The sequence below is a fragment of the Bifidobacterium porcinum genome (assembly GCF_055378475.1).
In genome coordinates, this window is the sequence record NZ_AP029603.1 from 2,049,787 (window position 1) to 2,075,993 (window position 26,207).

At 57.4% G+C, this 26,207-nt stretch carries 18 protein-coding genes and 1 tRNA gene; 10 read left to right on the forward strand and 9 right to left on the reverse strand.

From position 1 onward, the window contains the following. Window positions 1–94: 94 nt before the first annotated feature. The 6 genes from ACZ41G_RS08110 to ACZ41G_RS08135 all read left to right on the forward strand — a co-directional run bounded on the left by ACZ41G_RS08110 (window position 95) and on the right by ACZ41G_RS08135 (window position 6,406). Window positions 95–1,087 (forward strand): DsbA family protein, encoded by a 993-nt coding sequence (locus ACZ41G_RS08110; RefSeq protein ID WP_033506929.1) that lies wholly within the window; start codon window positions 95–97, stop codon window positions 1,085–1,087. A gap of 384 nt (window positions 1,088–1,471) precedes the next feature. Further along, a tRNA-Thr gene (locus tag ACZ41G_RS08115) sits at window positions 1,472–1,545 on the forward strand. A 757-nt stretch (window positions 1,546–2,302) separates the two neighbouring features. Beyond that, complete coding sequence (locus ACZ41G_RS08120) at window positions 2,303–3,820, forward strand: aggregation-promoting factor C-terminal-like domain-containing protein (RefSeq protein WP_412171159.1); 1,518 nt, start codon at window positions 2,303–2,305, stop codon at window positions 3,818–3,820. A gap of 50 nt (window positions 3,821–3,870) precedes the next feature. Then, window positions 3,871–4,827: a 16S rRNA (adenine(1518)-N(6)/adenine(1519)-N(6))-dimethyltransferase RsmA gene (gene rsmA / locus ACZ41G_RS08125; RefSeq protein WP_464145250.1), complete on the forward strand. Its 957-nt coding sequence runs from the start codon at window positions 3,871–3,873 to the stop codon at window positions 4,825–4,827. Then, window positions 4,824–5,750, forward strand: a complete 927-nt coding sequence (locus tag ACZ41G_RS08130; RefSeq protein ID WP_441482257.1) for a 4-(cytidine 5'-diphospho)-2-C-methyl-D-erythritol kinase — start codon at window positions 4,824–4,826, stop codon at window positions 5,748–5,750. Before rsmA ends, ACZ41G_RS08130 begins: the two co-directional genes overlap by 4 nt. 32 nt (window positions 5,751–5,782) lie before the next feature. Next, window positions 5,783–6,406 (forward strand): LytR C-terminal domain-containing protein, encoded by a 624-nt coding sequence (locus ACZ41G_RS08135; protein WP_015451348.1) that lies wholly within the window; start codon window positions 5,783–5,785, stop codon window positions 6,404–6,406. Between the two features lie 254 nt (window positions 6,407–6,660). On the opposite strand, the gene ACZ41G_RS08140 is transcribed toward ACZ41G_RS08135, so the two are convergent. Further along, window positions 6,661–8,079, reverse strand: a complete 1,419-nt coding sequence (locus ACZ41G_RS08140) for a CCA tRNA nucleotidyltransferase (RefSeq protein WP_029576267.1) — start codon at window positions 8,077–8,079, stop codon at window positions 6,661–6,663. Window positions 8,080–8,164: 85 nt separating this feature from the next. On the opposite strand from ACZ41G_RS08140, the gene ACZ41G_RS08145 reads away from it, so the two are divergent. From ACZ41G_RS08145 to trxB, 4 genes are all read left to right on the forward strand, one after another. Beyond that, complete coding sequence (locus ACZ41G_RS08145) at window positions 8,165–8,815, forward strand: NUDIX hydrolase (RefSeq protein WP_033506937.1); 651 nt, start codon at window positions 8,165–8,167, stop codon at window positions 8,813–8,815. Then, the gene (locus tag ACZ41G_RS08150) at window positions 8,779–11,097 is read left to right on the forward strand and encodes a DUF6049 family protein (RefSeq protein WP_081966564.1); all 2,319 of its coding nucleotides are present in this window, start codon (window positions 8,779–8,781) and stop codon (window positions 11,095–11,097) included. The genes ACZ41G_RS08145 and ACZ41G_RS08150 overlap by 37 nt, the downstream gene beginning before the upstream one ends. Next, complete coding sequence (locus ACZ41G_RS08155; RefSeq protein WP_464145253.1) at window positions 11,094–15,200, forward strand: lipid II flippase MurJ; 4,107 nt, start codon at window positions 11,094–11,096, stop codon at window positions 15,198–15,200. Before ACZ41G_RS08150 ends, ACZ41G_RS08155 begins: the two co-directional genes overlap by 4 nt. Before the next feature lie 220 nt (window positions 15,201–15,420). Then, on the forward strand, window positions 15,421–16,362 hold the full coding sequence (gene trxB, locus ACZ41G_RS08160; protein WP_464145255.1) for a thioredoxin-disulfide reductase: 942 nt from the start codon (window positions 15,421–15,423) through the stop codon (window positions 16,360–16,362). A gap of 733 nt (window positions 16,363–17,095) precedes the next feature. Here the strand turns inward: trxB and ACZ41G_RS08165 are convergent. The 8 genes from ACZ41G_RS08165 to rpmH form a co-directional block, all read right to left on the reverse strand. Next, complete coding sequence (locus tag ACZ41G_RS08165) at window positions 17,096–18,646, reverse strand: ParB/RepB/Spo0J family partition protein (RefSeq protein ID WP_464145257.1); 1,551 nt, start codon at window positions 18,644–18,646, stop codon at window positions 17,096–17,098. Further along, window positions 18,647–19,591, reverse strand: a complete 945-nt coding sequence (locus tag ACZ41G_RS08170) for a ParA family protein (protein WP_441482252.1) — start codon at window positions 19,589–19,591, stop codon at window positions 18,647–18,649. Between the two features lie 2,486 nt (window positions 19,592–22,077). Further along, window positions 22,078–22,776, reverse strand: coding sequence for a 16S rRNA (guanine(527)-N(7))-methyltransferase RsmG (gene rsmG / locus ACZ41G_RS08175; protein ID WP_321046879.1), 699 nt, complete (start codon window positions 22,774–22,776; stop codon window positions 22,078–22,080). 373 nt (window positions 22,777–23,149) lie between these two features. Then, complete coding sequence (locus ACZ41G_RS08180) at window positions 23,150–23,716, reverse strand: Jag family protein (protein ID WP_033492898.1); 567 nt, start codon at window positions 23,714–23,716, stop codon at window positions 23,150–23,152. Window positions 23,717–23,927: 211 nt separating this feature from the next. Further along, window positions 23,928–24,935, reverse strand: a complete 1,008-nt coding sequence (gene yidC, locus ACZ41G_RS08185) for a membrane protein insertase YidC (protein ID WP_033506948.1) — start codon at window positions 24,933–24,935, stop codon at window positions 23,928–23,930. A gap of 3 nt (window positions 24,936–24,938) precedes the next feature. Then, on the reverse strand, window positions 24,939–25,250 hold the full coding sequence (gene yidD / locus ACZ41G_RS08190; RefSeq protein WP_015451360.1) for a membrane protein insertion efficiency factor YidD: 312 nt from the start codon (window positions 25,248–25,250) through the stop codon (window positions 24,939–24,941). Window positions 25,251–25,259: 9 nt separating this feature from the next. Beyond that, window positions 25,260–25,700, reverse strand: a complete 441-nt coding sequence (rnpA, locus tag ACZ41G_RS08195; RefSeq protein WP_081966565.1) for a ribonuclease P protein component — start codon at window positions 25,698–25,700, stop codon at window positions 25,260–25,262. A 16-nt stretch (window positions 25,701–25,716) separates the two neighbouring features. Then, window positions 25,717–25,851: a 50S ribosomal protein L34 gene (gene rpmH / locus ACZ41G_RS08200; protein ID WP_015451361.1), complete on the reverse strand. Its 135-nt coding sequence runs from the start codon at window positions 25,849–25,851 to the stop codon at window positions 25,717–25,719. Window positions 25,852–26,207 lie beyond the last annotated feature (356 nt).

Sequence of the window (26,207 nt, forward strand, 5' to 3'; positions counted from 1 at the left end):
GCCGGCCGTTCTCGCCGTCCTCGATTAGACTATCCAACAGTGAGCGGTCATGGATGCCGCGGTCGCGGAATCGTGCATACCAGAAAGGACAATCATGCCCCAGAACGACAAGAGGAACGCCAAACGCCGTACCCGTGCGGAACGCCGGGCTGAGGAAGAAGCGCGTCTGAAGGAGCAGGCCGCCCAGGCGGAACACGAGCGCAAACAGCAGACGCTGATTGGCGCAATCGTGGTTCTCGTGGTCGTGGCGTTGGTGGCAGTCATCGGCGTCACAGTCTATCGCAACACGCATCCGTCCTCGACATCCACATCCTCCGGCTCTGCTTCGCCCACGTCCGTCGCCGCCGCGAAAAAGGCGATGAACGCGGTGAAGACCAAGCCGTCAAAGGCGAATTCCACCGGTGGATTCCTGTTCTCGAAGAACGGATACAACAAGACAATTAGCGACGCTCCCACCATCGCGCTGTACATGGATCCGATCTGCCCGGGCTGCGGGTCGATGCACCGGCAGATTGATTCGACTCTTGCGTCGATGTTCGACGCGGGACAGGTCAATCTTGAATTCCATCTGATGACCTCGCGTGACGCAAGCTCCTCAGACAACTACTCTTCGCGCGCCGCCAACGCCGCAGTGTACATCGTGGAGCACGACGACAACCCGGAGCATCTGCTCAAGTACATCGAAAATATCTACGACGAGGATTTCCAGCCCGACGAAGCCGACTCCTATGTCCCGGTGAGCGACAAGAAGCTGCAGGAGCAGGCGGAGAAGGCCGGGGTTTCGACCGCAGTAGCATCCAAAGCGTTCTCGAATACCTACACCGCCTGGCTCAAGGCTTCGGACACCTACACGAGCATGCGGCCGGAGCTTGAGAACGTCTCGGGCAATTACGCCGGCTACATGACCACGCCTACCGTCACCATCAACGGCACGTATCTGGATTTGGTGAAGGTCGGCCAGTACAATATGTCGATCAAGGACGCGATTCTCACCTCCATCGGGCTGAAGGAAAGCCAGGTCGGCAAGAGTGGCGTCATGCCGTCGATTGGCTCTGGCAAGCCGAAGGCCATCGACACCGGCAAGTAACGGAATCGGCGTCGCGGCTGCATGCGCCGCAGATTCACGCCCCGGTCGTTATGGCCGGGGCTTTTGTCATGCCTGGCGACGCGGGGGTTGCAGGTACGGCGGCGCAAGGGCTGCAACACAACACGGTTCGCTACGCTCGTGCTGAATTCGCGGAGATGACCCCTGTGATGTTCATTCTGGGATCCACCCCATGTTCGCCCCGAGCGAATATATCAACAACTTCACATATCATTCACATTTGCAGACGTTGCTTTCCTTGATGCTGACACCGCCCCCACGACACGGTTCCGACCCTATGGTGAGTCGATGTTCGTCAGCACTGGTATGCTAGTTCCTTGTGCGCTCAGGACGCGACAACACTACGGTTGCCGCTGACGCGCGAACGCCTCCTTAGCTCAGATGGCCAGAGCGGCCGCCTTGTAAGCGGCAGGTCGTCGGTTCGATCCCGACAGGAGGCTCGAAACGTGGTACAGTATTGTTGTGCTATAATGGTGGCACCACGTTGAGTCTTACTGCGAGTAAGTAAGCCAAGGGCCTTCCCCCCAACTATGACCCTTGGCAACACAAAGGTGGAGCGTCCCCCCAACCAGCTTCACCTTGAGGGGGGCCGGAACATCCCCTTCTCTTCGGCCCCCCTTTCTCTTCCAAGTCCGCCCGCTGTGGGGCGGACTTGTTTTTTCCAGCGCATACGAATTCCGCGAAACCGGCCACGGGAGCCTTCGGGTGAGGCCAGACCATGGAATTATCGGCCAACATCCGCATCAGACAGCCGGATACGCATCGGACAGTGCGGCAATGCACATCAACCAGTTCCGCCCTCTCCCCTTTCTCCACGAACTCGTTACGCCAGGACCGCCCCAACGTCACCAGTTTGTGAAGCGAAGAACCAAGACACTCGTCCGACGACAAGGCAAGCCCGACAGCGCGTCCGATCCAGAACCCTCTGCCGACGCTGACGGGGTTCTCGGCGTCGGCAGAAACAGAACCACAATCTTCTACCGACCCTTCAGCATTCCAACACCCCAACACCACAACCGCCACGACCCCCCCCCCCCCCCCAAGCAGCCGAGCAACCGCAGGCAGCGAACCCTGCGAATGTGGGAGAATGTTGCGAGCTGCGCCGAATACCCCGCCGCGCCCAGGCAAGTCGCTACAATGCAAGCCAGAGGCTCTGCCAGACAGGCAACCCGTTCTACGATTTCGGAAGGTGATGGCATGGCGCGTCGTTGGACTCCACAACGCACGGTGATACTGCGTCGCATCAGAGTGGCATGCTGCTCGATCGCGGTCGTACTCGCCTCAGTGTGCACATTCACTGTCGGCGCGAGAAAAACCGTCGCCCTCTCCATCAACGGACAGACCACGACAATCACCACGTATGCCTCCTCGGTGGATCGCTTGCTCAGCGAACGCGGCATCACCATCAAATCCCATGACATCATCGAGTCCACCTCGAAAGGCGCGCTCAAAGACCATGATGTGGTCACCATCCGCTCGGCATACGAGACGACCATCAACATCGACGGCACCGAGGTTCCGTTCTGGACAGTCGCCACAAGCATGGACCAGCTGCTCGGCTTCTTCGAGCAGAACGAACAGGCCGCTTCGAAAGTGACCGTCGACATCAAGAACGTCTACAACCAGCTCACTGGCGGCCTGGTCATCAACGAGGCCGGCCCGGTCACCGTCATAGCGGACGGCACCACGTCCATCGCGCCGAACGGCAAACTGACGGCTGCGTCAATCCTTGATTCCAAAGGCATCACGCTCGGCAAGGAAGACCGCGTGAGCGTCGAGCGGGACAACGGGACGACCATCCTGCGCGTGCAACGCGTCAAGCATCAGACCGAGACCCGCACGGAAACCATTCCCTTCGACACGCAAACGGTCGTCGACAACAGCCTGCAGCCTGGGCAGACCGTCATCCAACAGGCTGGACAGAACGGCGCCAAAGTTGACACGTATGACGTCACGTATGTGGATGGCGCCAAGGAAAGTGAGACATTGACCTCGTCGCAGACCACGGCGGTTCCGGTCATGCAGATCATCGCCGTAGGACCGGAGCAGTCCAGCGATTCAAACGATTCTGGCAGCTCTGACAGTTCCAACAGCTCCAATAGCGGGTCGGCAGCGCAAGGCGACACGGACTCCGACGATTCAGATTCCTCCTCATCATCGTCCCCGTCGCCATCGTCTTCCTCGTCACCATCCGCCAGCGCTTCCCCGAAACCGGCACCATCAAAAACGGCCACGGCGTCACCAAGCCCGTCGAAGCCCACAACAACACCGAAGCCGTCCCCAAGCCAGAACGCGACGTCCAAACCAAGCCCCAGCCCAAGCAGCACCGCATCGACCGGCGGATCATCCAGCGGCAGCTCGTCCGGCAGCGGCAGCTCTTCGGCGGCCGGCTCCAGACTGTGGCACCCGACCGTCCAGCAAGCCCAGACCTATGCCGCCGGCGCCGCTGCACAACGCGGTTGGACCGGCGACGAGTGGACAAGCCTGGTGAACCTGTGGACCAAGGAATCCGGTTGGCGCTGGTCCGCCGGCAACCCCACATCGGGCGCCTACGGCATCCCCCAATCCCTGCCGGGCAGCAAAATGGCTCAATTCGGGGCAAACTGGAAGGATGACGGCGCGGTCCAGATCGACTGGGGCCTGTATTACATCACCATCCGTTACGGCAAACCCTCCGTCGCCTGGCAGCATTGGAAAGATTTCAACTGGTACTGATCGATTCCCTCCACCGACCACCACGCAACCGAACTCGACAAGAAGCACGAATGGACACCACAACACCCCCGCAGACGGCGGACAATCGGAAGAACAACGCCCCGGAACATGCCGGGCACCTGCTCGGAGCCGCGGATATCCGCCGTATCGCCGCCGAGGCGGGCATCCACCCGACCAAGAAATTCGGGCAGAATTTCGTCATCGACCCGGGCACCGTTCGAAAAATCGTCCACGAATCCGGCGTTTCGGCCGGCGACACCGTGTTGGAGGTCGGTCCGGGGCTCGGATCGCTCACATTGGCGCTGCTGGAAGCCGGAACCGATGTTACTGCGATTGAAATCGACCCACCCCTCGCACAACGCCTTCCCAACACCGTCATGGAGTTCATGCCGCAAGCCGCGGACCGATTGCATGTAATCAACCACGACGCGCTGACCATCACCCCCGAGGACACGCCTGAGCTGTCAACAGCCCCGCACATCACGCTGGTCGCGAACCTCCCATACAACGTGGCCACGCCGATCATCCTGACTCTGCTTGAACGCTTCCCGCAACTGGACCGATTCACGGTCATGGTGCAAAAAGAGGTCGCCGACCGGCTCGCCGCAAAGCCGGGAAGCAAGATTTACGGCACCCCCAGCGTCAAACTCGCATGGTACGGCATCGCACAGCGTTCGGCGATGATTGGCCGCAACGTGTTCTGGCCGGCTCCGAACGTCGATTCCGCGCTGGTGACCTTCACGCGATACCCCGGTGGGCAGCTGCCGGAGGCCTCCAGCCTGGGGGTCGCACGCGACGATGTCTTCGCACTGGTCGATGCCGCCTTCGGGCAGCGGCGCAAGACCTTGCACGCCGCCCTCAAACACATGGTTTCCCCGGAGGCCTTCACAGCATCCGGCATCGATCCGACCCGCCGCGGCGAGACCTTGACCATTGAAGAATTCACACGCCTTACGGTCGCGCGCACCGCGCACACCAGCACCGTCGGAGAGCGGGCATCAGCATGAAGGTGAGCGTGGATTGCCCTGCGAAGACCAATATCACCCTGCATGTGGGCGCGAAACATGCGGATTGGGGCGGACGGCACGAGCTTGACACCATCTACTGCGCGCTCGGCGTCTACGACACGGTCACCGTGTCCCCCACGCAACCCGGCGGCGGTGTACGGCTGTCGATGGACGGGGAGCATCTTGCTGACCTTGCCGACCTCGCAGGCAACGGCGACAACAGCCACAACCATGCCGTGCGCGCGGTCAACGCGTTGGCGCAGGTGAGCGGACATCACCCCGATGTCGACGTGCATATCGTCAAGCGCATCCCCGTCGCGGCCGGTTTGGCCGGAGGCTCGGCGGACGCCGCGGCGACCCTGCTGGCGCTCGACACGCTGTGGGATCTGCATTGGCCGATCGGCCACTTACAGCAGGTCGCAGCAACACTGGGCGCCGACATGCCGTTCTGCCTGACCGGCGGATATGCGCACGGTACCGGATTCGGCGAGCGCATCACCTCGATACCGCCGGACAGCGAATCCGCGATGCAGCTGCGCAATCAAGGATTCGCGGGTTTGGTGCTCGTCGGTGCGTACGATTCGCAGCTCAGCACACCCCGTGTGTATGCCGAGTTCGACCGTATCGGCGACGGGCGGCACAATACCGGCGACGTCAAGCCGGCCAACGATTTGCAGTATGCTGCGGTGCAGCTTCATCCACGCAGCGGCACGGCAATTGACTTGGCGATCGCAGCCGGAGCGACCCATGCATTCGTATCCGGTTCAGGACCTTCCGTCGTCGCTTTCGTGCCGAATTCCCGCGCGCTGTCGGCAGTCGCCGAGTCGTGGCGTGCAGGCAATGCCGTCGATCGAATCATCGAAGCACAGGCACCGGCCGTGCCGCGGATCCATGTCGTCCGTGGAGTCAGCGATTGCCGGTAGAGTGGGATGGATACAGGAACGAAGAGGATGCTATGACCGGAATCTATGATGAACGCGCGGCGCGCAAAGCCTATGTGCGCCACCGTCAGACCGCGGTGTTTACTTTCACCATCATGGGCATGGTGATTGCGTTGATCATCGCCCTGCTGTTCTCGTTCCATGTATTCGGTCTGGGCTCGGTGTCAACCGCCGAGACGCTGCCGAATTATGGCGTCTCCGCCGCCTGCGCCGTGCCGGATTCATCAGGAACAGCGAAATACGTTGACAACTCGACCGTCCACGTCCGCGTGCTCAACGGCACACAGCATTCGGGGTTCGCGCGCGCTGTCGGCGAAGCACTCACCAATCGCGGATTCACCGTGGAGAACGTATCGAACTACCAGAAGACCGACGTCAAGCGGACCATCATCTATTACGGCAAGAACACCATCAACGAAGCGTACACGCTCAACGACAACTTCACCGATGCAGTTATGAAGATGGACGACCGTCAGGACAAGCTCATCGACGTGGTGCTCGGCGCCACCTTCGACAATCTCAAAACCAAGTCGAAGGTGCTGGGCAAGGGCGCGAAAATCACCGATGTCAGCGGCTGCCTCGATAGCAGCAAGATGACGAATCTGCCCAAGGCCCTAGCCCATGACGCAGTGAACTGACGCATACACTGACCACACACACCAGTCGGCACCCGCTTTCTCCACTCCCTCACTTTCACAAATTGGTTACGATGGGGATGCGCTCAGCGTAACCAATTTGCGGAAATAGATCTGGGCACGGAGAAAGTCCAGGTACGGGAAAAGGCCCGGGCGTGTCATGCTGGGGAATAACACGGCGTGTCACAGCATGACACGGCATCACACATGATGACACGCATTCTTTCCGGCGTTGCCACGCCCGTTCTCACATCACCTCAAGCGTTCTGCGCGGCGGCCCAACGTTTGAGTTCTTCGACCGCCGCTTCATGACCGACCGGACCGTTATCCAACCGGTATTCCAGCATGTGCTGGTAGGCGACGCCCACTTGGGGCCCGGGCTCGAGACCCAGCAGCTGCATGATTTCGTTGCCGTCAAGCTCAGGGCGAATCGCCTCGATGTCCTCACGCTGTTTGAGGTCGCGGACCCGCTGTTCCATTTCGTCCATGGCGTCGGAGAACATCTGGGCCTTGCGCTTGTTCTGCGTGGTCGCGTCAGCGCGGGTCAAACGGTTGAGACGCTCATAAAGCGGCCCGGCGTCACGCACGTAGCGGCGGACCGCGGAATCGGTCCACGGTTCGTCGACGTACCCATGGAAACGCAGATGCATGTTCACCAGTTCGCTCACATCTTGGACGATGTGATGATCGAAATGCAGGGCGCGCAGGCGTTTGCGCGTCAATTTTGCGCCGACGGCGTCATGATGATGGAAGCTGACCTTGCCGTGGTCTTCGAACTTACGGGTCGCCGGCTTGCCGATGTCATGCAGCAGCGCTGCGAGCCGCAACTCGAGGTCGGGGGCCGGGACCGGGCCATCCGGGCCAGTTTCCAGCGCAACCGCACGGTCGAGTACGATCATCGTGTGCTCAAAAACATCCTTATGCCGGTGATGTTCGTCGATTTCCAGCTTCAACGCGGGAATCTCCGGCAGCACGATATCGGCGAGCCCGGATTCCACCAGCGCCTCCACTCCGGCGCGCGGCCGGGTCGACAGCAGCATTTTGACCAGTTCGTCGCGTACGCGCTCGGCGGAGACGATGCGGATACGCTCGGTCATTTCGGTGATCGCCTGCGCGGTCTCCGGCTCGATGCTAAATCCCAGCTGGGCGACGAAACGAATCGCGCGCATCATGCGCAACGGATCGTCATCAAAGGATTGACGCGGATCGACGGGCGTGCGCAACACGCCCTTGGCCAAGTCGTTCGCGCCGCCGAACGGATCGACGAACTCCAGATCCGGTACGCGCAACGCCATGGCGTTCACCGTGAAATCGCGCCGCGACAGATCCCCTTCCAGCGAATCGCCGTAATTGACTTCCGGTTTGCGCGAATCCGGATCATACGTGTCGCTTCGGTACGTGGTCACCTCGACCTGTACCGGCGTGCCGTCAGGCCGGCGGCGCATGGCGCCGAGCGTGCCGAATTTGCGGCCCATATCCCAGAAACCGTCGTGTCCCCATGCCCGCAGGATATGTTCAAACTGCTCAGGCCTGGCCGACGAGCAGAAATCAAGGTCGTGGGATTTGCGATGCAACAGCAGGTCACGTACCGGACCTCCCACGAGAGCCAGCTCATAGCCTTCATCCGCGAACATATGACCCAGCTCTATCGCTTCTGGCCAGACTTCGAAATTCAACGCGCGCCCTTTCGATTCAGCACTTCCTACGCCTCCAAGCATACCGTTACTCCACCTGCACATTGGTTTGAGTAAGGTGGAAGACATGATTACTCCCGCAGACTTTGCGCGCATGCTCGCCAATGCTGCGGATAAGCATACCCAAATGGGCCCGTCGCCCGACACGCTGATGTACACGTCGCAATCGGAAAAACCCGTGCAATACCAGGATATGGAGCCGGGAACCCCTACTCCTGCCTTGATGCCTCACCGCAGGACCGGTGACACGCCCGCAACGTTCGCCTCCCTGGACGCGCAGGAACTTCCGGTCGTCAGGGAGTACTCCGCTGGCGGACTCGTGTTCGACGAACTCGGCCGTGTCGCGATCATCGCCCGGCATTCACGCAGCGGGCATCTGGAATGGTGTCTGCCGAAGGGGCATATCGAGAAGGGCGAAACGCCGCAGGAGACCGCGGTCCGTGAAGTGCATGAGGAAACGGGGATCCTCGGTGAGGTGGTGGATTCCATCGCCACAATCGACTACTGGTTCACCGGAACCAACCAACGCGTGCACAAGCTGGTGCATCATTATGCGCTTCGTCGAATCAGCGGTGAGCTGACGGTAACCGGCGACCCCGACCATGAGGCGGAGGACGCGATCTGGGTGAAGTTCGAGGATCTGGACAATGTGCTCAGCTATCCTAATGAACGCAAGATCGCATGGCTCTACGCCAGGAAACTGAACAGGCAGGCATAACGTTGAACTACCCCGCACATCATGGCATCCAGTCGGCGCGGATGCAGCGTCTGCTGCGCCTGCTGGTCGTCTGTATCCTCGCCGTCGTCGTGCCTTCGATGTTCGGGTATGCTGCCGCAGATGCGAGCGTGGCAAACGCCGCCAGCACATCAACCAAGCCCACCTCTACAACCACTTCGAAAACCACCTCGCGCACCACGCAACGGCAGAGCGACTCCTCAATCTTGATGAGCATCGACAGCGCGACCCCGGTGGTCACTGCCTCATCCGGCTATCATCTGCAACTCACCTTGCAGAATACGTCGAGCGTAGCCACCGGTGACGGCACGTTGACGGTCGCCGCGAACGCACTGTACACCTTCGTTTCGCGGACCGATATCCAGGATTGGGCGCAAGGCCAGTCGCGTATCCCCATGACCAGCCAGCTGTCCCAGATCGATGTTGGCAATATCGCCGCCCACGGCACCGCGACAGTGAACGTCGATGTGGACGCATCTGCCGAACAGTTGGCCTCAATCACCAGTTGGGGGCCCAAGCCGGTGCGCATCTCCTATGCGTCGGCATCCGGCTCGGCCAGCGCCTCCCTGCACACCTTCCTGACCCGTTCGACCGACGGACTGAAAACGGCCGACACGCCGGCGATGAACATCACAGTTGTCCAACCACTGAGCTCAACCTCCTGGCAGAGCAATACGACCATCGTGTCCAATATCGTCAACGCGGAGCGCTCACGGCTGAACTCGTCTTCGGTGGCAGACGCGATTTTCACGGGGACCGACGCGGCGAAACGCGAACGCGCCGAATCCCAGCTCGTCGCCAAGCACGCCAAGCTGCAGATTGTCGCCGACCCCATGTATTTGCAATCCATGTCCATCCCCACACAGACATCAGCAATCGCCCAGCCAGGCATGTTCGACATCACCGGGTACGCGGCGCTGGACACGCCTGACGCCTATCAGTCCGCCGGCGTCAAATCCTCTGATTGGGATGCCTCCGCAAGCATGGCCACCTACCGTTCGGCGGTCGGCAACACGAATGCGACACATACCATCATCGCGTGGCAAGGCAGTGGCCGCTGGACCCGTCAGGCGTTGAATATCGCGCGTCAACAGGGCTATTCGACGGTTATCGCCACCTCCGGCTATGACGCCAACACCTCCGGGACGGTCCACACGGGCAAATACGTTGTTCCCACGGATTCCGGCGATGTGACGGTTCTCACCGCCCAGCAGGAGCTGAGCGGCCTCGCCCAAGGCAAGGCAACCAGCAGCGAGGCGGACAGCGAGACAAGCGATGCGGGACGCCTGTCGCGGTTTGTCGCGCAAAGCGCGTTCTACCAGATGGAACAGCCTTATACATCCCGCAACCTGCTGGTGTGTCTCAAACCCGGGGCATCGACCACGCTGATCGACACCCTGATGAGCGCCGTCGAACAATCCACATGGCTCAATCTCACAGACCTGAACACCCTCATCGCTTCGGACGCTTATCTCAGCGGCGACGAGACGTCCGACATCGTGCCTCAGAGCTCCGGCATCACCGCAGCGTCACGCAAACGTCTTGAGGCCGCGTTGTCGACGTTCACGGCCAGCGTGAGGAGTCTGAACCAGTTCAAGGAACATGTCCTGTATTCCAATCCGTCGTCGTCGCCTTCCGCAAGCGCAACCGCAAGTACGTCCAACAGCGGTGACGAGCAATCACTGGCACGACATGACGCCTCGAAGGTCGCCGAAAACAACGCAAAAGGCCCTTCCTCATGGATGACATGCCTGAATTCCCTGCAATCGCGTATGGGATTGCTTGCGCTATCCGGCAATGCGGCGGTCATCCAGCGTATGGGCGATGCCGCGACCGGTTTGTCGACCACATTGCTAAACAACGTGTCCATTACCCCGACCGATACGGTCACCGTGGTCAGCGAGACGGCAAGCATGCCAGTCACAGTGACGAACGCGAACCCGTATCCGGTGCGTGTTCGTGTGTCTTCGCTGACCGACTCCATGGAGATTGTGACCAGCCGGTACGCGGATGTCACGGTTCCCGCCCATGGCGAGGCGCAGGTCACCTTCGCCATCCGCGTGGCGACTTCGGGTTCCACCACGGTGCATCTGACGCTTCTGGACCGTCAGGGCTCCACGTTCTCGTCGGCACAGACGACGACCATCACCAGTTCTCTGCAAATCAGTGACAAGACCGGCATCGCGTTCATCGGGGTGGCTTTTCTGCTCGGCGTGGTAGGCCTGTGGCGTCAATTCCATCGGAAGAAAGATCCTGACGAATGAGTTCCTCGGTTGGACATAATTCCTTCGTGATGGCCGTCGGCACGGCGGCTTCCCGACTGACCGGCCAAATCCGTACGATTCTGCTCGCGGCAGCTGTCGGCACCACCGGCATGGCTGCGAACGCGTATCAGGCCGGCTCGATGATCCCGCAGGTGATTTTCACGCTGATTTCGGGGGGCATTTTCAACGCGGTGCTCGTCCCCCAGATTGTGCGCACGCTCAAAGAGGATGATGCCGAGGACCGGCTCAACAAGCTCATCACCTTCGCCATCGCGCTACTGGCGGGCATCACAATCGCAATGATGCTGCTGACCGCCACCACCCCCGCGTTCACGCATCTGTACGCGAACGGCGGCAAGGACATGCTCGCGCTGACCAATGCATTCGCGCTGTGGTGCATGCCGCAGATCTTCTTCTACGGCCTGTATACCGTACTCGGCCAGATTCTGGCGGCGAAAAACCATTTCGGCATGTACGCGTGGAGTTCGGTCGCGGCGAATATCGTCAGCTGTGCCGGATTCACGCTGTTCATTGTGATGTTCGGCAAGGCCGATAAGCAGCCGCTGAGCTTCTGGACCACGGACAAAATCATGCTGACCGCCGGCACGTGGACGCTGGGCGTGGCCGTCCAGGCACTGGTATTGTTCCTGCCCTTGTTCAAACTGGGGTTGCGGTACCGCTGGCGTTGGGGTATCCACGGTATCGGTTTGCGCTCGATGGGTTCGGTGGCCGCGTGGAGTCTGGGGATTGTCGGCATCGACCAGCTGCTGACCATCATTTCGACCCGTATCACCACGAACGCCCCACTGCGTGCGCATCAGCTGTTCGGCATTGATGAGACGCTGGTCGCCGGTAATGCCACCTACCAGAATGCGTTCACGATTTACATTCTTCCGTATTCGTTGATTGCGGTGTCAGTGGCGACCGCAGTGTTTCCGAGGGTTTCCCGAGCAGTCGCTGATAATGATTTAAACACCGCCCGCGATGATTTGAGCGATGCGCTGCGCAATGTCACCCTGCTCATGAGCTTCTTCTCCGCGATATTCGTCGTGTTGTCCGTCCCGATTTCGCTCGCCTTGCTGCCTTCGATTAGCGTGGGCGAAGCACAGCTGATGTCAGGGCCGATGATTGCGCTGTCACTGTCACTGCCGTTGTCAAGCTCCTATCTGATCATCCAACGCACCTTCTACGCCTTCGAGGACGGGCGATCCCCGTTCATATTCATGGCTGTCCAGCTCAGCATTCAGATGCTCACCCTGCTGATTACCACCAAGGTGCTTTCTCCTCTGGATTGGACGCTGATGCGCGGTGTCGCCGTTACGCTAGCCTATGCACTGTCCTTCCCCCTGCTGGTGTGGATGCTGCGCAAACGCTTCGAGAACCGCTTGGACGGCCGTCGTATCGCCTTGTCTTATATCAAGGCCACTGCCGCAGCGGTAGCCGCGGCGATTGTCGGTCTATGGCTGCGCGGACCCGTGGAACATCTGCTGGGCGCGGAACTCACCCCTTCCGGCGGGCATATGAACTGGCTGCAATCCGTCGGCGTGTGCGTCGTCATCGGCATTGTGGTGATTGCGGTCTATGTGGGCGCCTTGTGGGGTATGCACACCGAGGAACTGGTCACGATGTTGTCGTCGCTCAAGGCACGGGTCGCCTCCCGACGGTCTGGCAATGCGGCGAATGTCGATGGCGATCAGCCTGCCGGCGACACTGCCGACGAATCCGCGGATTCCACCGACACTACCGAAACCGCCGACAATCGGGCCACCTCCGGAGAGCCGGACGAACCAGACAATCCCGATAATCCGGACGGACCAAGCAATCCGGGCAATCGCGCCCCTGACAGGCCAAGAACCGGCCCGCAAGCCGATTCTGCGGAAGACACGGCAGTACCCACCGCCGTTTCGACCACTCCAGTCGTTAGAATGACTACTACTACATCACCCGCGAGCACGCGAATTTCTCGTTATGGAGCCGAAGGAACTATGAAGCCTCAACTGGGAGATACCGTTATCAACCGGTATACGTTGGTGTCACTGTTGCGTGACGAACCCGGCCTGCAAGCGTGGAAGGCAAATGACCGTGTCCTCGCGCGTGATTGCCAGCTGTACATCGTCACCGACGCCGATGCGATCGCCAAAGTCGACGCGATCGCGTCATCCCTAGCCCTGTCGCGCAACCGTCGTTTCACACAGGTCCTTCAACTCCAGCATCGCGGTGACGTGTCGATTATCATCACCGCTGTGGATAACGGTTTGTCGCTGACCGATTACTTCCACGGACCGGCGTCAGGAACCCTCAGTCATGCGGCCATGCGGTCGATTCTCGGCGAAACCGCATCTGCAATGCGTCAGCTCTTGGTGGACGGGTTGTCGCACTACGCGCTGAACACCGATACCATCCGTCTGACCGCGAACGGGGTCCAGCTCGCCGATGCGACGCTGAGCCCGATGCTCGCCGACACGTCACATGCCCCGGAAGGGCTCGGGGCCGAGCGTCTGGCGACCCGCCAACTCGCCGCCGTGTTGTATGCCCTGATCACCCGCACCCCTTCATCGGTGGATACCCAATTCGATTTGTCCAAGCTCGGCCCGGACGTGCCCGGCGAATTCCGTCTCATCTGCCATCGTGGCTTGGAATCCGACGGGAACGGCAGTGTCATCCCTATGGAGTCGCTTGCCGAACTCACCGCGCTACTCGGCGACTGGGAACCGTTGTCGCACTTGCAGAACAGTGACATCGCCCTGCCAAGTATCGATGCAGAATGCTCCATTGCCAACGCAGCGTTGAAAACACCTGACCCTGGGCATATTCTTGATTTCCCGCAGGATCTGTCCTCGTCCTTCGAACAGCATTCGTATGCGCAAGCCGCCCAGGCGAGTGTCTTGCCGGGTGCGTCCGCCGCGATTCCTGACGCCGGCAGTAACAACACCGACCATGCCGAAGCTCTTGCCGCCCGCCAGCAGGCCATTCAGCAGGCGATGCAGCAGGAATCGGCCGAATGGATGAAGAACAGCCAGGCGGTTCCTCGCAACCCCAACAGGCAGACCATTCCCCATCCTGAAGTCACTGACAGCACCGACTACGACTTCCATGACATCGCCGCTGCGGAAGTGGCCAATATCATGGCTCCGTCCGTTCCCGACCCGGATAACGCGATTTTCCCGAACTTCAACGCGGCGTCCGGCCCGTATACCGACACCCAGGCGACGATGCGATTCGATTTCGCCCGCAAGGCGGCCAAGAACGCCCATCGTTTGCAACCGCCGTCGGTGAATGAATCCACGAGCAGGATTCCTGTATACGATGCGAACGGGGTGCCGGTTCCCCCCGGTGACGAATCACGACGCGCCTTGGAGAACGAACAGACGCAGATTCTCGCTGCCAACACTCCGGTGAGCCGCCCGCCGAGCTTCGCGCCGACTGTGGAACCGGAGAAGGAGACGCACGAAGACTACAATCCGGTCACCCAGGACGATGTGGCGGACGAGAAATTGTTTGGCCGGTTCAGCACGAAGGTTGTGGCAATCGTCGTCGTCATTGTGGTGGTTGCGGCGGCCGCAGGACTTGCCCTGCATAGCCTTTCCGGCGGCACCACACTCGGTGTCACGAAGCAGTCGAGTGCATGGCCGTCCCAGAATCTCGACAAGGTGCCGTTCGGTAGCAGCACGCCTACCGGCGATGCATCATCGTCGGGCTCATCCGGCAAGTCGAGCGTCATCACCAAGGACAAGGACGCTTCCGCCGTGCCGACGCCCAAGGTTCCGGAGAATAACACCCCGTATTCGATTGATAAACAGGAGTTCCTCACCAAGCCCGGCGGTCAGGATGGCTACGGCTATTATATGCATCTGAGCGAGCCGGAAAGCGTGTACCGCTTCGTAGTGTCGATCAGGTCTTCCGGCGGCACTGGCTACCTGTATGCCAATACAACCGCGGATCCGACGCAGGGCGAGCAGGTCGCTCAGTTCTCCTTCGACGCGAGCGGAACGACTGACGTCAAGCTTACGAAGACGGTGAAGAGCCAGGACTTCCTCATGTGGGTGCCGCGGGATAGTCTGCCCGGCAACCAGTTGTACATCAAATCGGTTCAGCTGTATTAACGGCTGCCTTCACGGCAGTTCTTGCGGCTGTTTTCACGGCTGCTGGGCTTTCTCCGGGGCGGTTGTCTGCGCATTGTTGCGGACGGCCGCCCCGGTTTGTTTTCAGGCGGTTGTCGATGCCGCTGCCGCGACTGCGGTCCTGCGTTACTCCGTTGCAGGATGTCTCGCCACTGTGCTGACAGCACAATCATGGCCGTCTGGACGTGCTAGGTTAGGACGCATGAGTGAACAGACAACAGACGTGATCATCATCGGTTCCGGGCCTGCCGGCTACACTGCGGCCATTTATCTTGGCCGCGCCGGGTATCGTCCGGTGGTCATTGCCGGGGCGCTCACGCCCGGCGGACAGCTGGTCAATACCACTGAAGTGGAGAACTTCCCCGGGTTCCCAGACGGCATCATGGGCCCCGATCTCATGGATGCCATGCGCAAGCAAGCTGAGCGTTTCGGCGCAGAAATCGTCTATGACGACGTGGTCAGCGCAGATGTGCAGGGCGATTCCAAGCATGTTGTACTGGACGGCGGTGATACGTATACCGCCCGTGCTGTAATCGTGGCCACCGGCTCGCAGGTACGCAAACTCGGGGTACCGGGCGAAGCCGAATACTCCGGCCGCGGTGTTTCGTACTGTGCCACCTGCGACGGATTCTTCTTCCGCGGCAAGCCCATCGTCGTGGTCGGCGGTGGAGACAGTGCGCTGACCGAGGCTGATTTCCTGAGCCGTTTCGGTTCTTCGGTGACGGTGATCCATCGGCGTGACACATTCCGAGCCTCGCGCATTCTGGTTGACCGGGCGGAAAAGAACCCGAAAGTTGATTTCCGGATGAACGCCGTGGTGGAGCGTGTGAACGGCGATGATGAGTCGGGCGCCCACTCCGTGACGATTCGCGATACAGTGACCGGCGATACGACTGAAATCCCGGCCAACGGTGTTTTCGTCGCAATCGGGCACACACCCGCTACTGAATTCCTTCACGGTGCCCTTCAACTTGATGAGCATGGGTATATCACTGTTGACGGTTCTTCGACTCGTACCAGTGTGCCTGGCGTGTTTGCAGCGGGTGATGTGGTGGATGGCGTCTACCGGCAAGCCATTTCGGCAGCAGGCATGGGTTGCCGCGCAGCCCTCGACGCGCAAGCCTACCTCGCCGAACAAGCCTGAGTCATTCGGCAGGTATTCGCCCCAGCATACCGCTATTCCCCACCACCATCTCACTACTAACTGTCTACGAAAACAGCCTTGCCAGCGTAACCAGTTTGTACACCCACCCAATCTGGTTACACAACGCGCCTTGCCAGCGTCACCAGATTGTGTGATCTCTCAAACTCGTTACGCTCAGCACGCCCCTAGCGTAGATAGTTTGTATATCAACTCAAACTGGTTACACTCAACACCGCCTCAGCATAGACGGTTAGTACATCCACTCAACCCGGTTACGCTGTGGCCCCGACGTAACCGGGTTGTTGGTCTTTACAATACGAACGGATTCCACCATCATCGGCAGAGACATTCCCTCACCTCCACTGATTGCCGGCAGCGGCGCCCACAATCCGACTGTCGTCAGCTATCGCCAGCTGAGATTGTCACGTACCCGTACCAGCCCGTATCCCGTGATAAACCACAGCACAACGCCGATCGAACGGCATTCAATACTGAAAGCTACCATAAAGTAATCTGATTGTTCTGAATACCTAATATCCGGTGATACGACCCGACACGCCGTATCATGGCAGATTCCCGACTGAATTCAAGCACGGCCACACACAGTGCAGTCACCATCGCCTAGTGAACAACAGAATCCCCGGATTCCTGCTGCAAATCAGAAATCCGGGGAAACCTTGGATTGCGGCCACACCGCGTTTTCGGCTCAAGAGTCCAGAAAATCCGCCTCGCATCACACCCAGTCAGATTCCCCATCAGCGGCTGCAGACGCATTCCCCTCCTGCTGCTGCGGCATCAGAATGTCCAGAATCCGTTGCATATCATCTGGCGACGAGAATGTAATCTCGATCCGCCCTTTCTTCTGATTACCCTTGATTGTCACCTTGGTGTCCAAGCGCTGTTCAAGGTGCTGCTGAATCGGAGAATCAGCCCACGGGTTCGCGACCTTCTTGTTTTCCTTCTTAGGTTTCTCCCCCGCCATGGTCTTCAACGCGACGATTTCCTCAGTGCTGCGTACGGAAAGACCCTCAGCGATGATTCTGTTGGCAAGCTTGTCCATATCTTCTTCATTGGACAACCCAAGCAAGGCCCGCGCATGCCCTGCAGACAATACACCCGCGGCGACTTTCTTCTGGACTGAGGCCGGAAGATTCAGCAACCGTAAGGTATTCGCAATCTGTGGCCTGGACTTTGACACGGACTTCGACAACTGTGCCTGGGTCAGTCCAAACTCATCAATCATCTGTTGATATGCAGCCGCCTCTTCAAGAGGATTCAAGGCGACTCGGTGCAGATTCTCAAGCAACGCGTCACGAAGCATCTCGTTGTCGGATGTCGTCTTGACAATCGCCGGAATGGTCTCCAGTCCAGCAAGCTGCGAGGCTCTCCACCTGCGCTCTCCCATAATCAGTTCGTATGGCCGACGCATCACATCGTTGGTATCGTCGGCATCCGCCTGATGCGATGTCGATTCCACGAGTTGCGCTTGCGGCCGCTTACGCACCACAATCGGCTGCAATACACCGACCTCACGGATTGATTCGGCAAGCTCCCGCAACTCATCCTCATCAAAGATGGTTCGCGGCTGTTCTTTGTTTGGACCGATGTCATCCAGCTTTAACTCGGCCAGATAACCACCCTGCACCGGTTTCAGTTCTTCGTTCCGGCTATCAGTATCTGCCGATGTTTCACGTGAAACATCGTCATCCGTAGAACCTTTTCCATTGTCGGCATCGGCAATCGCTTCGGTCGAACGAGCAGAGGACGCTCCCTCATTGGCGACAGACTTAGCGTCAGTCGCGTGATTCTGCTGAACCTTACTCTCGCTTGCAGAACGCTTCTCTACAGGCGTTTCCGTTGATTGCATTGCTCCGAAGAACACATCGCTCGGATGGGTCATTTCTTCGAGCGACGGAATGCTCATCCGATGCTGCAAACGTGATTGCCCATGCGCATGCTGCTTGGTATTGGCAGATGCAGTATGAGTCGATGTTTCAGATGTTGCAGATGTTTCACGTGAAACATCGTCATGCTTCCTCTGATGTTGCTGTCGTGTCTCTACCGAAGCCGTATCATGCGCAGGTGTCCGATTCTGCGCAAGCTTGCTCTCACGCTGCGATGCACGAGAAGATACCTTGTCATGCTTGACCGATGTACTGGCACCAGCCTCAACTGCGGCAGTATGATTCGGCTCAGCGGCATGTTGTTTGGACTCATTCGGATCTCCAGGCAATGCAGGGAACAATGCTCCAAGCCCTTTGCCCAGACGTGACTTCGTTGCCATTCAGTGCTCACCTCGTTTTGCTTCCAAAGTTGCCAAGACCGCCGGAGATCTCCTCGCAATTTCAAGAGCCGCTTCCCCATAGGCAATCGCCCCCATGCCATGCGGGTCATATGCAATCACCGTCTGCTGAAAACTCGGCGCCTCTGAGATCTTGACCGAACGAGGAATCGTCGTGTCAAGCACGATATTGGGATAATGGCTCTTCACTTCATCATAAACTTGACGGCTCAGAATCGTACGCTTGTCAAACATCGTCACCAACATGGTGGACACCAGCAGCACAGGATTGTAATGCTCCTGTACCAGACCAATGGTGTTGATGAGCTGTCCCAGACCTTCGAGCGCATAATACTCAGCCTGGATAGGAATCAGCACTTCCGTTACAGCACACATCGCATTGATTACCAGCAGGCCCAAGCTTGGCGGACAATCAACGAACACATAGTCGTAGGGCTCATCGCATGATTCTAGATACTTATCCAAGGCATGTTTGAGCAAATCGGTCCTGTCGCCGAGATCGGCAATTTCAAGCTCCGCGCCGCTCAAATCAATAGACGCCGGGACGACATCCATATGATCAAATGACGGGCATTGCTGAATCGCTTCACGAATAGTCGTACGCCCCTCGATGACGTCATAAATCGAGGGTTCGCCTGAAATGTGGTGCGCACCCAATGCAGTAGACGCATTGCCCTGAGGATCCATATCCAGAACAAGCACCCTTGCTCCACTATCAGCAAGAGCAGCAGCAAGATTCACCGTGGTCGTGGTCTTGCCGACGCCACCTTTCTGATTGGCCACAGCAATACGCCGCGTTGATGCCGGCTTGGGGAACGTCACCATATGGAGAGCTTGATATCTGGTGGTTTCCTCTGCGATTTCACTGCCGAGCGAATCCGCTTGATCACCAAATATGCGACGGATGATATCCGAGGCGGAATTCATGGACCGACCCCCTTGCTCTGGACCTGTTGAACGTTGTGCAGCCGTCGACAAAGCTCCTCCTTGATATACAGTTGTTCCAGTTTCCCCATTGCACTGGACATGCCCGGCAAGATATCCACCACATTGTGGATAAATGTGGACAACATTGTACAACTCTGTGGATAACCTAGTTTCATCTCACCACAAAACCGCAGGAAATCACGGAAACAGCATTTCCCGAAGGTAAACACGATTGTTGTGGATAACTTTTTTGCGACGTGAAAATGTGGATAACCTAGTTTCTTGAGGCGGGAATGAGTGGTGCTAAACCTTGATTTGCCCTATCCGTATTACATCCGACAATCAATCAACAGATGTCAATGTTTCACGTGAAACATTGCCAAGAATGTTGCGACGGTGCGGGTGAGTGGCTATTATCATCCACACAATTCATCGCTGATTGTGTTGTCCAAAGCGAATCAATCTTGCCATGTCACCTCAGACAGATAGGAACAACATGATGTACTTGACTACGTCGCTGGGCATCTAACATCCTTTATCGATGTCAAATTGTGTTTTGATAGCTTTCCTGCCCCGGAAATATTCCTGCATCTCCGACGTGATGCAGCTGTTTCCTTCATACGCACACCAAGCACGGGCGCGCTTGTTCTGGATTCTAAATTTTCCTCCCTCACTGCGATATACGACGTCAACAGACGACACGACACCACCGATCTACTGGGATTCATGTGTAAGCGATTCGTCACACCACAGCACACAACTCCTGTTGGAGCGCAACAGCATGATGAGCAACAGGATTGATTCCATACGTCCTGCCTCGCACTGTTCGTCGAACTAGCTCATGCACACAATTGATGGAACGATGTTTCACGTGAAACATTCCGATTCTGCGATCCCACAGCCAGCGAGTTTTGAGAGATTGTCACCTGCCTCCGTTTATCACATCGAGAGGGTCTATCCAAACAGAATCAGGCCCCCGCTGCATCTATAGGTAGGAGGGGAACAGAATGCAATAAAGAACCCTCACTCAACTTTCGATGTTTCACGTGAAACATCATCGTAGATTTGAAATTCGCCTGTCAGATGGCGCACATCGCTACGTATTACTAAACAGTGGCAACCTAGACTCTCTGTATCACTCCCCTCACTCTTTGTTAAATGGGTACCAGATCTCGACGACGCTATCATTATTAGCACATTTCCCGCCAATAATAGAGTGACTACGTCACCCTATAGGGCAAGCCGCTGATCCATGGCGGATACTGTTCTCAATACACCTGCAATATGAGAACTGGAAACATGACACCAACAAAAACACCCACAAACGCTGATGAATTTGGAAACCAGCAACAGGCGGTAACTTCCGGACACTACTGAAGAACCCATCAGCATTATCAGTACCAGACATGTTCAACAGACCGACACAAGCTGTGTTCAATGCCACCGGTGATGTCATTCCCAACTATCCCAGCGCAAGTAATTCAGTTTCAAGACTTTCGACATTTGAATGGGTGTGGATCTAATCGGCGAAACATCTATAGCCACCGTTCTTCAAGCCTGTTGATGTTTCACGTGAAACATCAGCCCCACAGCCGACAACCCGTGGTCATGCGGAACCACAGTATCCTTTCCAATAAAAACTCACGGCAAGTCAGTGATATCAGTAGTTTAACAATCGAATCCAGCACGAAGAGCAACACAGACAGTTGGAAACAAATATATGGCAATCCACCAACAGGTATAAGGCTGTTGCCAATGCTGACATGATCAAGTCGCTAGATCATTGAAACACAGACCAGACACGGTCAGGACACATCACCTGGAATCAGGAATTCAAACGCAACGGACAAACCAACACATGATGTGAAGGAAACAACGTGCACTTATGATGTGCTGGTGTCTGCGGGGTAGACAAGTCGTAATGTGATAAAACGTTCACTGTTGATGATTGATTCTCCGGGATCCGTGCTCCGTCGTGGTTGCAGGTATCACAACAAACCGGAACCAAGAACAGTACGCCGACACTCAAACAACGAGGCACAGATGCAGACAACGGTGTCACCGCAATTGGCATACTGGCAAACAGGACGAACGCCTCTGCCGTTGAGACGGGATTCTGTTCCCTCGAAGGACACATTGGATGAGAAAACACGAAGCCAAAGGCATTACGTTGACTTCGTAATCGTCAACTCACAAAATTCGCAGGCATGCCACCCGCACTATCATCGGTACTCAACCACGGCTGATTCCAACATCGAGCCTTGCCCAACACGATGTTGGTGGAATGTTTCACGTGAAACATTCCACCAACATCACCCCGTTCCCGGTATCATCACTCTATCGGTGGGATGTGTAATCAGCGGCATCCACAGTAATAGCCCAAGCATCCATCCGCCGAGTACACAACACCAAAACCGCAGGAATTCCGGGGTTCAACAGCTTCTGGCTATGCTGCGAAAAATCTCAAACCGAACACAGCGCGCTGTCTACATCTTGTCCACCAACACCACATGTGTCGGTTCAAGCCCCTCCCCCACAGGCGCGAGACACACACGGGCATGACCGCCGTGGAATTTTCGAATCATCTTCTCCGCCTTATCAAGTTCGACCTGTGCGGAACGACCTTTCAAAGCGATGAGTTGGCCGTGCGGCTTCAGCAACGGCAGGGTCCAACCGGAAAGCTTGGTCATCGGTGCAACCGCCCGGCAAGTAACCGCGGCAAACGGTTCGATATCATGCTTTCGAATCTGGTTGATGATTTCCTCTGACCGCGCGCGCACAATCTTGACATTCTCAAGTCCGAGCTGCTGCACGCACTCCTCGAGCCACTCGACACGACGCTCCATAGGCTCAATAAGAGTGAACTCGCGGTCAGGCAGGCAAGCGGCTGCGACAATGCCAGGAAAACCGCCACCACTGCCGACATCGGCGACCCGCTTCTTGGCATCATGCGAAGTGACCTTACGAATGAAGGGCACCACAGCGGCCGAGTTCAGAATATGGCGTTCCCAGACAATATGAACATCCCGAGGCCCAATCAAACCACGGGGCTCACCTTCAGCCATGAGCTTGTCATGGAAGCGTTGCAACACCGGGTAGGCGTCGCCCAGAATCTGCTGCGGCAGTGGGGAACCATCAAGCTCGTCAACAACCGCATCTTGAGGTGTCTGTTCTTGTTCAATCATGAATGTATGTCCTTCTGTAATGATTTCAATGTACTCGAATCACCGGATGATACATATACAGCTATTTATCAGCTTTTATTCAGTTGAAGCCTAACACAATCGGCCGGAATCGGCCGCATATCCACGATTTGCCGCGATTCGCGGCAACCGGTTGTACCAAACCCATCCACAACCAATAGCAAACAACAGCAACCAACCGCACAACCATTCCAAACACCAGCAACACCTCTCCACGCGGCCAATCACCGAAGTCAACCATCATCCGTTTCAAAGAGAATGCGGCTGTGCAAACACGCAGCACTCAGCAGCTACGCATTCACACAACCGCATTCAGCGTCAAAGCCCATCACCAGACGAGCTGAAATGACTGAAATCAGGCTTCGACGTCACCTGTTTCATCAGCTTCGTCATCATATTCGTCATCGTAATGCTGATCATCATCGACAGCGGAAGCCTTGAGATAAATGGTGACATGACGGTTCGGTTCCTCGCCGTGCGAACGGGAGCGCAGCCCCTCTTCGCGGACCAGATCATGGACCACCTTGCGTTCGAAGGAATTCATCGGCTTCAAATCGACAGGCTCGCCGGTCTCGCGCACTTCGTCGATGGCATCAAGCGCAATATCGCGCAGGTGCTGACGCTTGTGCTTGAGGAATCCGTCAACATCCACAATGAGATGTGATCGCTCACCCGTCTTCTGCTGCACCGCAAGCCGGGACAGCTGCTGCAGGGCGTCCACCACCTCGCCGTTCTTGCCAACCAGATGCTTGATGTCGTCGTCATCATCGGCAACAATCTGTACAACGGGTCGGTTGTTGCGAATGCCCATCTCGATATCACCGTCATAATCGGCGATGTCGAGAAGGCCTTCAAGATAATCCGCGGCGATATCAGCTTCCTCATTGAGCTGGTCGATCGTCTTTTCATCATCCTGTGCCATGTGGTACTCCTTGTCGGCTGTATAGGTCAAGTCTAATGGATGGACGGAAATTCGCCGCATCTGAGCGCATCACAAATGTTGTTCGGCGTATCCGTCTTCATGTCGGGGGTTCAGGCTCCTGCGGGGATTACACCCGGCGTCGCGGCTGATACCATGCCGTCAACACACAGGTGGCGTCGGTATAGCCTGACATACCGGCGCCACCATGGGATTATTTCTTCTTCTTGCGCTTCGGCTGCCTGCGCTGGAACCCTTCGGTCTCACGACGAGCGGCCTCGTCCTTGGCCTTCTGCAGCTGCTCTTCCTCGAGCGACGGCTCACCGGCGCGCTTACGACGGGCGTTCTCACGCTTGTGATCGCGGATTTCCTTGTCTTCCGCAGCGGGCGACCCCGGAGTTGGGAAGGTGTAAATCTGCCACAACGACCGCAGGAAGTTGCACACGTTGTTGGTAAGCCAATAAATCAGCACGGCGAACGGGAAGTTCAAACCGGAGAAGATGTACATGATGGGGAACATCCAGGTCATCGCCTGCTGCATGCGGTATTGCTGGCCCTGCATCGAAGCTCGGGGCAGGTTGCGCCGCATGTTGTAAAACTGCATGAGCCACATAAAGAAGCACATGAGCGCGATGAAGATGCCGATGACAATCTTCGCATGCGTATCGGCGTGCATGAAGCGCGTGGTGATGTTCACACCGAAGTTCGAGCTGTCGGAGAACTGCTGCGCAGTGGCCTTGTCAAAGGCTCCGAGCGGGGCACGCTTGCCTTTGGCGATGTATTCGATGGCGGAAAGCACATAGAACATGCACATGAATACCGGGCCCTGGATGAGCATCGGCAGGCAGGAGCCAGCGGGGTTGGCGTCGTTGTCCTGATAGAGCTTCATGAGCTCGCGGCTCATGGCGTCCTTGCTGGCCTGGTCGTTCTTGCCCTTGTACTTGTTCTGGATGTGCTGCATTTTCGGCTGGAGCGCCTGCATCTTGCGCATCGAACGCATCTGCTTGATGAAAATCGGCAGAATGCACGCATGCACCACAATCACCAAGAAGATGATGGAGAGCACCCAAGAAACACCGACGGCGGGCATACCTAGCAGTGTCAGGAACTTGTGGAAGATGGCCATGATCTGGGTCATCAGCCATTCAACCGGGGTCAACAGCTTGTACAGCCAACCCCAAAAGCCGCTGTCAAGCAAGAACTGATCAGTATTGGTATTCATCGATCAGGCCATCTCCTTCGTGTGCGAGGCCAGTGGCGTCAGTCGCGGCTCCTCATGGGCCTTCGACCAGGAATATCGATAGAACAGCGAGAAACGCTGCGGAACGTCGTCAATACCACCGCGACTCCAGGGGCGACACCGCAGCAGACGCAACAATGCCAGTGTTCCGCCACGCACTATGCCGAAGCGTCGAATGGCTTGCAAGGCATAGTTCGAGCACGTCGGATAGTACCTGCACCGTGCCGGCGTATTCGCAGAGATATTCCTCTGATACCAGCGGATGGCCCGAATCGCGGCTTGCGTTGCAGTTGACATATCGACCGCTTACTTACCTTGGGCCGCCCGTGCGCCGACGGACGCGAACAATCGCTCGACTTGGCGGTCAAGGGATTCAAATGGCGCGTGCGCGGCTGATGGTTTCGCCCGCATGACGATATCGCAATGTTCGGGCAATACTTGCTCGTGATTCCGTGCCAAGACGCGGAACCTGCGTTTTACCTTGTTGCGGGTTACGGCGTGCCCCACCGATTTGGATACGGCGAGCCCAAGACGTCGGTGCGATGGTGTTCCAAGCGTTGAGCCAGTGGAATCCGTACGCCCGGCCGTCTCGGCGGACTGGGCGTTTGGGGTGCTGATAGCGCCCAATTGGGCGCATGAATGTGAATCGTCGCGCACCAGATAGTGCACGACGATGTCATGGTCGCTGACTTTTCGGCGACGTTTCAGCACGGTGACGAAGTCACGGTGACTTGTAAGCCGCTCCACTGCTCAGTTCGCCGGTTCAGGCAGACAGGGTCTTGCGGCCCTTGGCGCGACGACGGTTGATGACGGCGCGGCCGGAACGGGTACGCATACGTGCGCGGAACCCGTGCTTCATGTGACGACGGCGGTTATTGGGCTGGAATGTCCTCTTCATAATTTACGCTCCCGGTTTTTCAGCCATGCAAAAGCACGGCTCCTCATGAGTCAAGCTCTACTAAACTACTCTCACCCCTACCCATTCGTCAACACGACACAGCATGTGGATAATTCTTCGGAGTTTTCCACATCGCTTACCAACCGGCGAATCAATCCCCACAATTCCCGAAAAACGTTGCAATCACAACGAAACCGAGGGGAAAGTTATCCACAAATTACACTGATGTTATTCACATTTCAGCAATTTCAACACGCAAGGCTGTGGATAACTTCCCGGATTCGGTGTAAACATACACTACGGTATTGTTCTCATATACGGACGGGAACACGAGGTATGCACGAAAGGATGGCCGC

Coding starts and splice junctions, on each gene's coding strand:
- ACZ41G_RS08180 (WP_033492898.1), bottom strand. CDS start 23,716: ATGGCACAGGATGATGAAAAGACGATCGACCAGCTCAATGAGGAAGCT.
- ACZ41G_RS08165 (WP_464145257.1), bottom strand. CDS start 18,646: ATGGCAACGAAGTCACGTCTGGGCAAAGGGCTTGGAGCATTGTTCCCT.
- ACZ41G_RS08155 (WP_464145253.1), top strand. CDS start 11,094: ATGAGTTCCTCGGTTGGACATAATTCCTTCGTGATGGCCGTCGGCACG.
- trxB (WP_464145255.1), top strand. CDS start 15,421: ATGAGTGAACAGACAACAGACGTGATCATCATCGGTTCCGGGCCTGCC.
- ACZ41G_RS08110 (WP_033506929.1), top strand. CDS start 95: ATGCCCCAGAACGACAAGAGGAACGCCAAACGCCGTACCCGTGCGGAA.
- ACZ41G_RS08135 (WP_015451348.1), top strand. CDS start 5,783: ATGACCGGAATCTATGATGAACGCGCGGCGCGCAAAGCCTATGTGCGC.
- rsmG (WP_321046879.1), bottom strand. CDS start 22,776: ATGATTGAACAAGAACAGACACCTCAAGATGCGGTTGTTGACGAGCTT.
- ACZ41G_RS08130 (WP_441482257.1), top strand. CDS start 4,824: ATGAAGGTGAGCGTGGATTGCCCTGCGAAGACCAATATCACCCTGCAT.
- yidC (WP_033506948.1), bottom strand. CDS start 24,935: ATGAATACCAATACTGATCAGTTCTTGCTTGACAGCGGCTTTTGGGGT.
- rsmA (WP_464145250.1), top strand. CDS start 3,871: ATGGACACCACAACACCCCCGCAGACGGCGGACAATCGGAAGAACAAC.
- ACZ41G_RS08170 (WP_441482252.1), bottom strand. CDS start 19,591: ATGAATTCCGCCTCGGATATCATCCGTCGCATATTTGGTGATCAAGCG.
- ACZ41G_RS08145 (WP_033506937.1), top strand. CDS start 8,165: ATGATTACTCCCGCAGACTTTGCGCGCATGCTCGCCAATGCTGCGGAT.
- ACZ41G_RS08120 (WP_412171159.1), top strand. CDS start 2,303: ATGGCGCGTCGTTGGACTCCACAACGCACGGTGATACTGCGTCGCATC.
- ACZ41G_RS08150 (WP_081966564.1), top strand. CDS start 8,779: ATGGCTCTACGCCAGGAAACTGAACAGGCAGGCATAACGTTGAACTAC.
- yidD (WP_015451360.1), bottom strand. CDS start 25,250: ATGTCAACTGCAACGCAAGCCGCGATTCGGGCCATCCGCTGGTATCAG.
- rpmH (WP_015451361.1), bottom strand. CDS start 25,851: ATGAAGAGGACATTCCAGCCCAATAACCGCCGTCGTCACATGAAGCAC.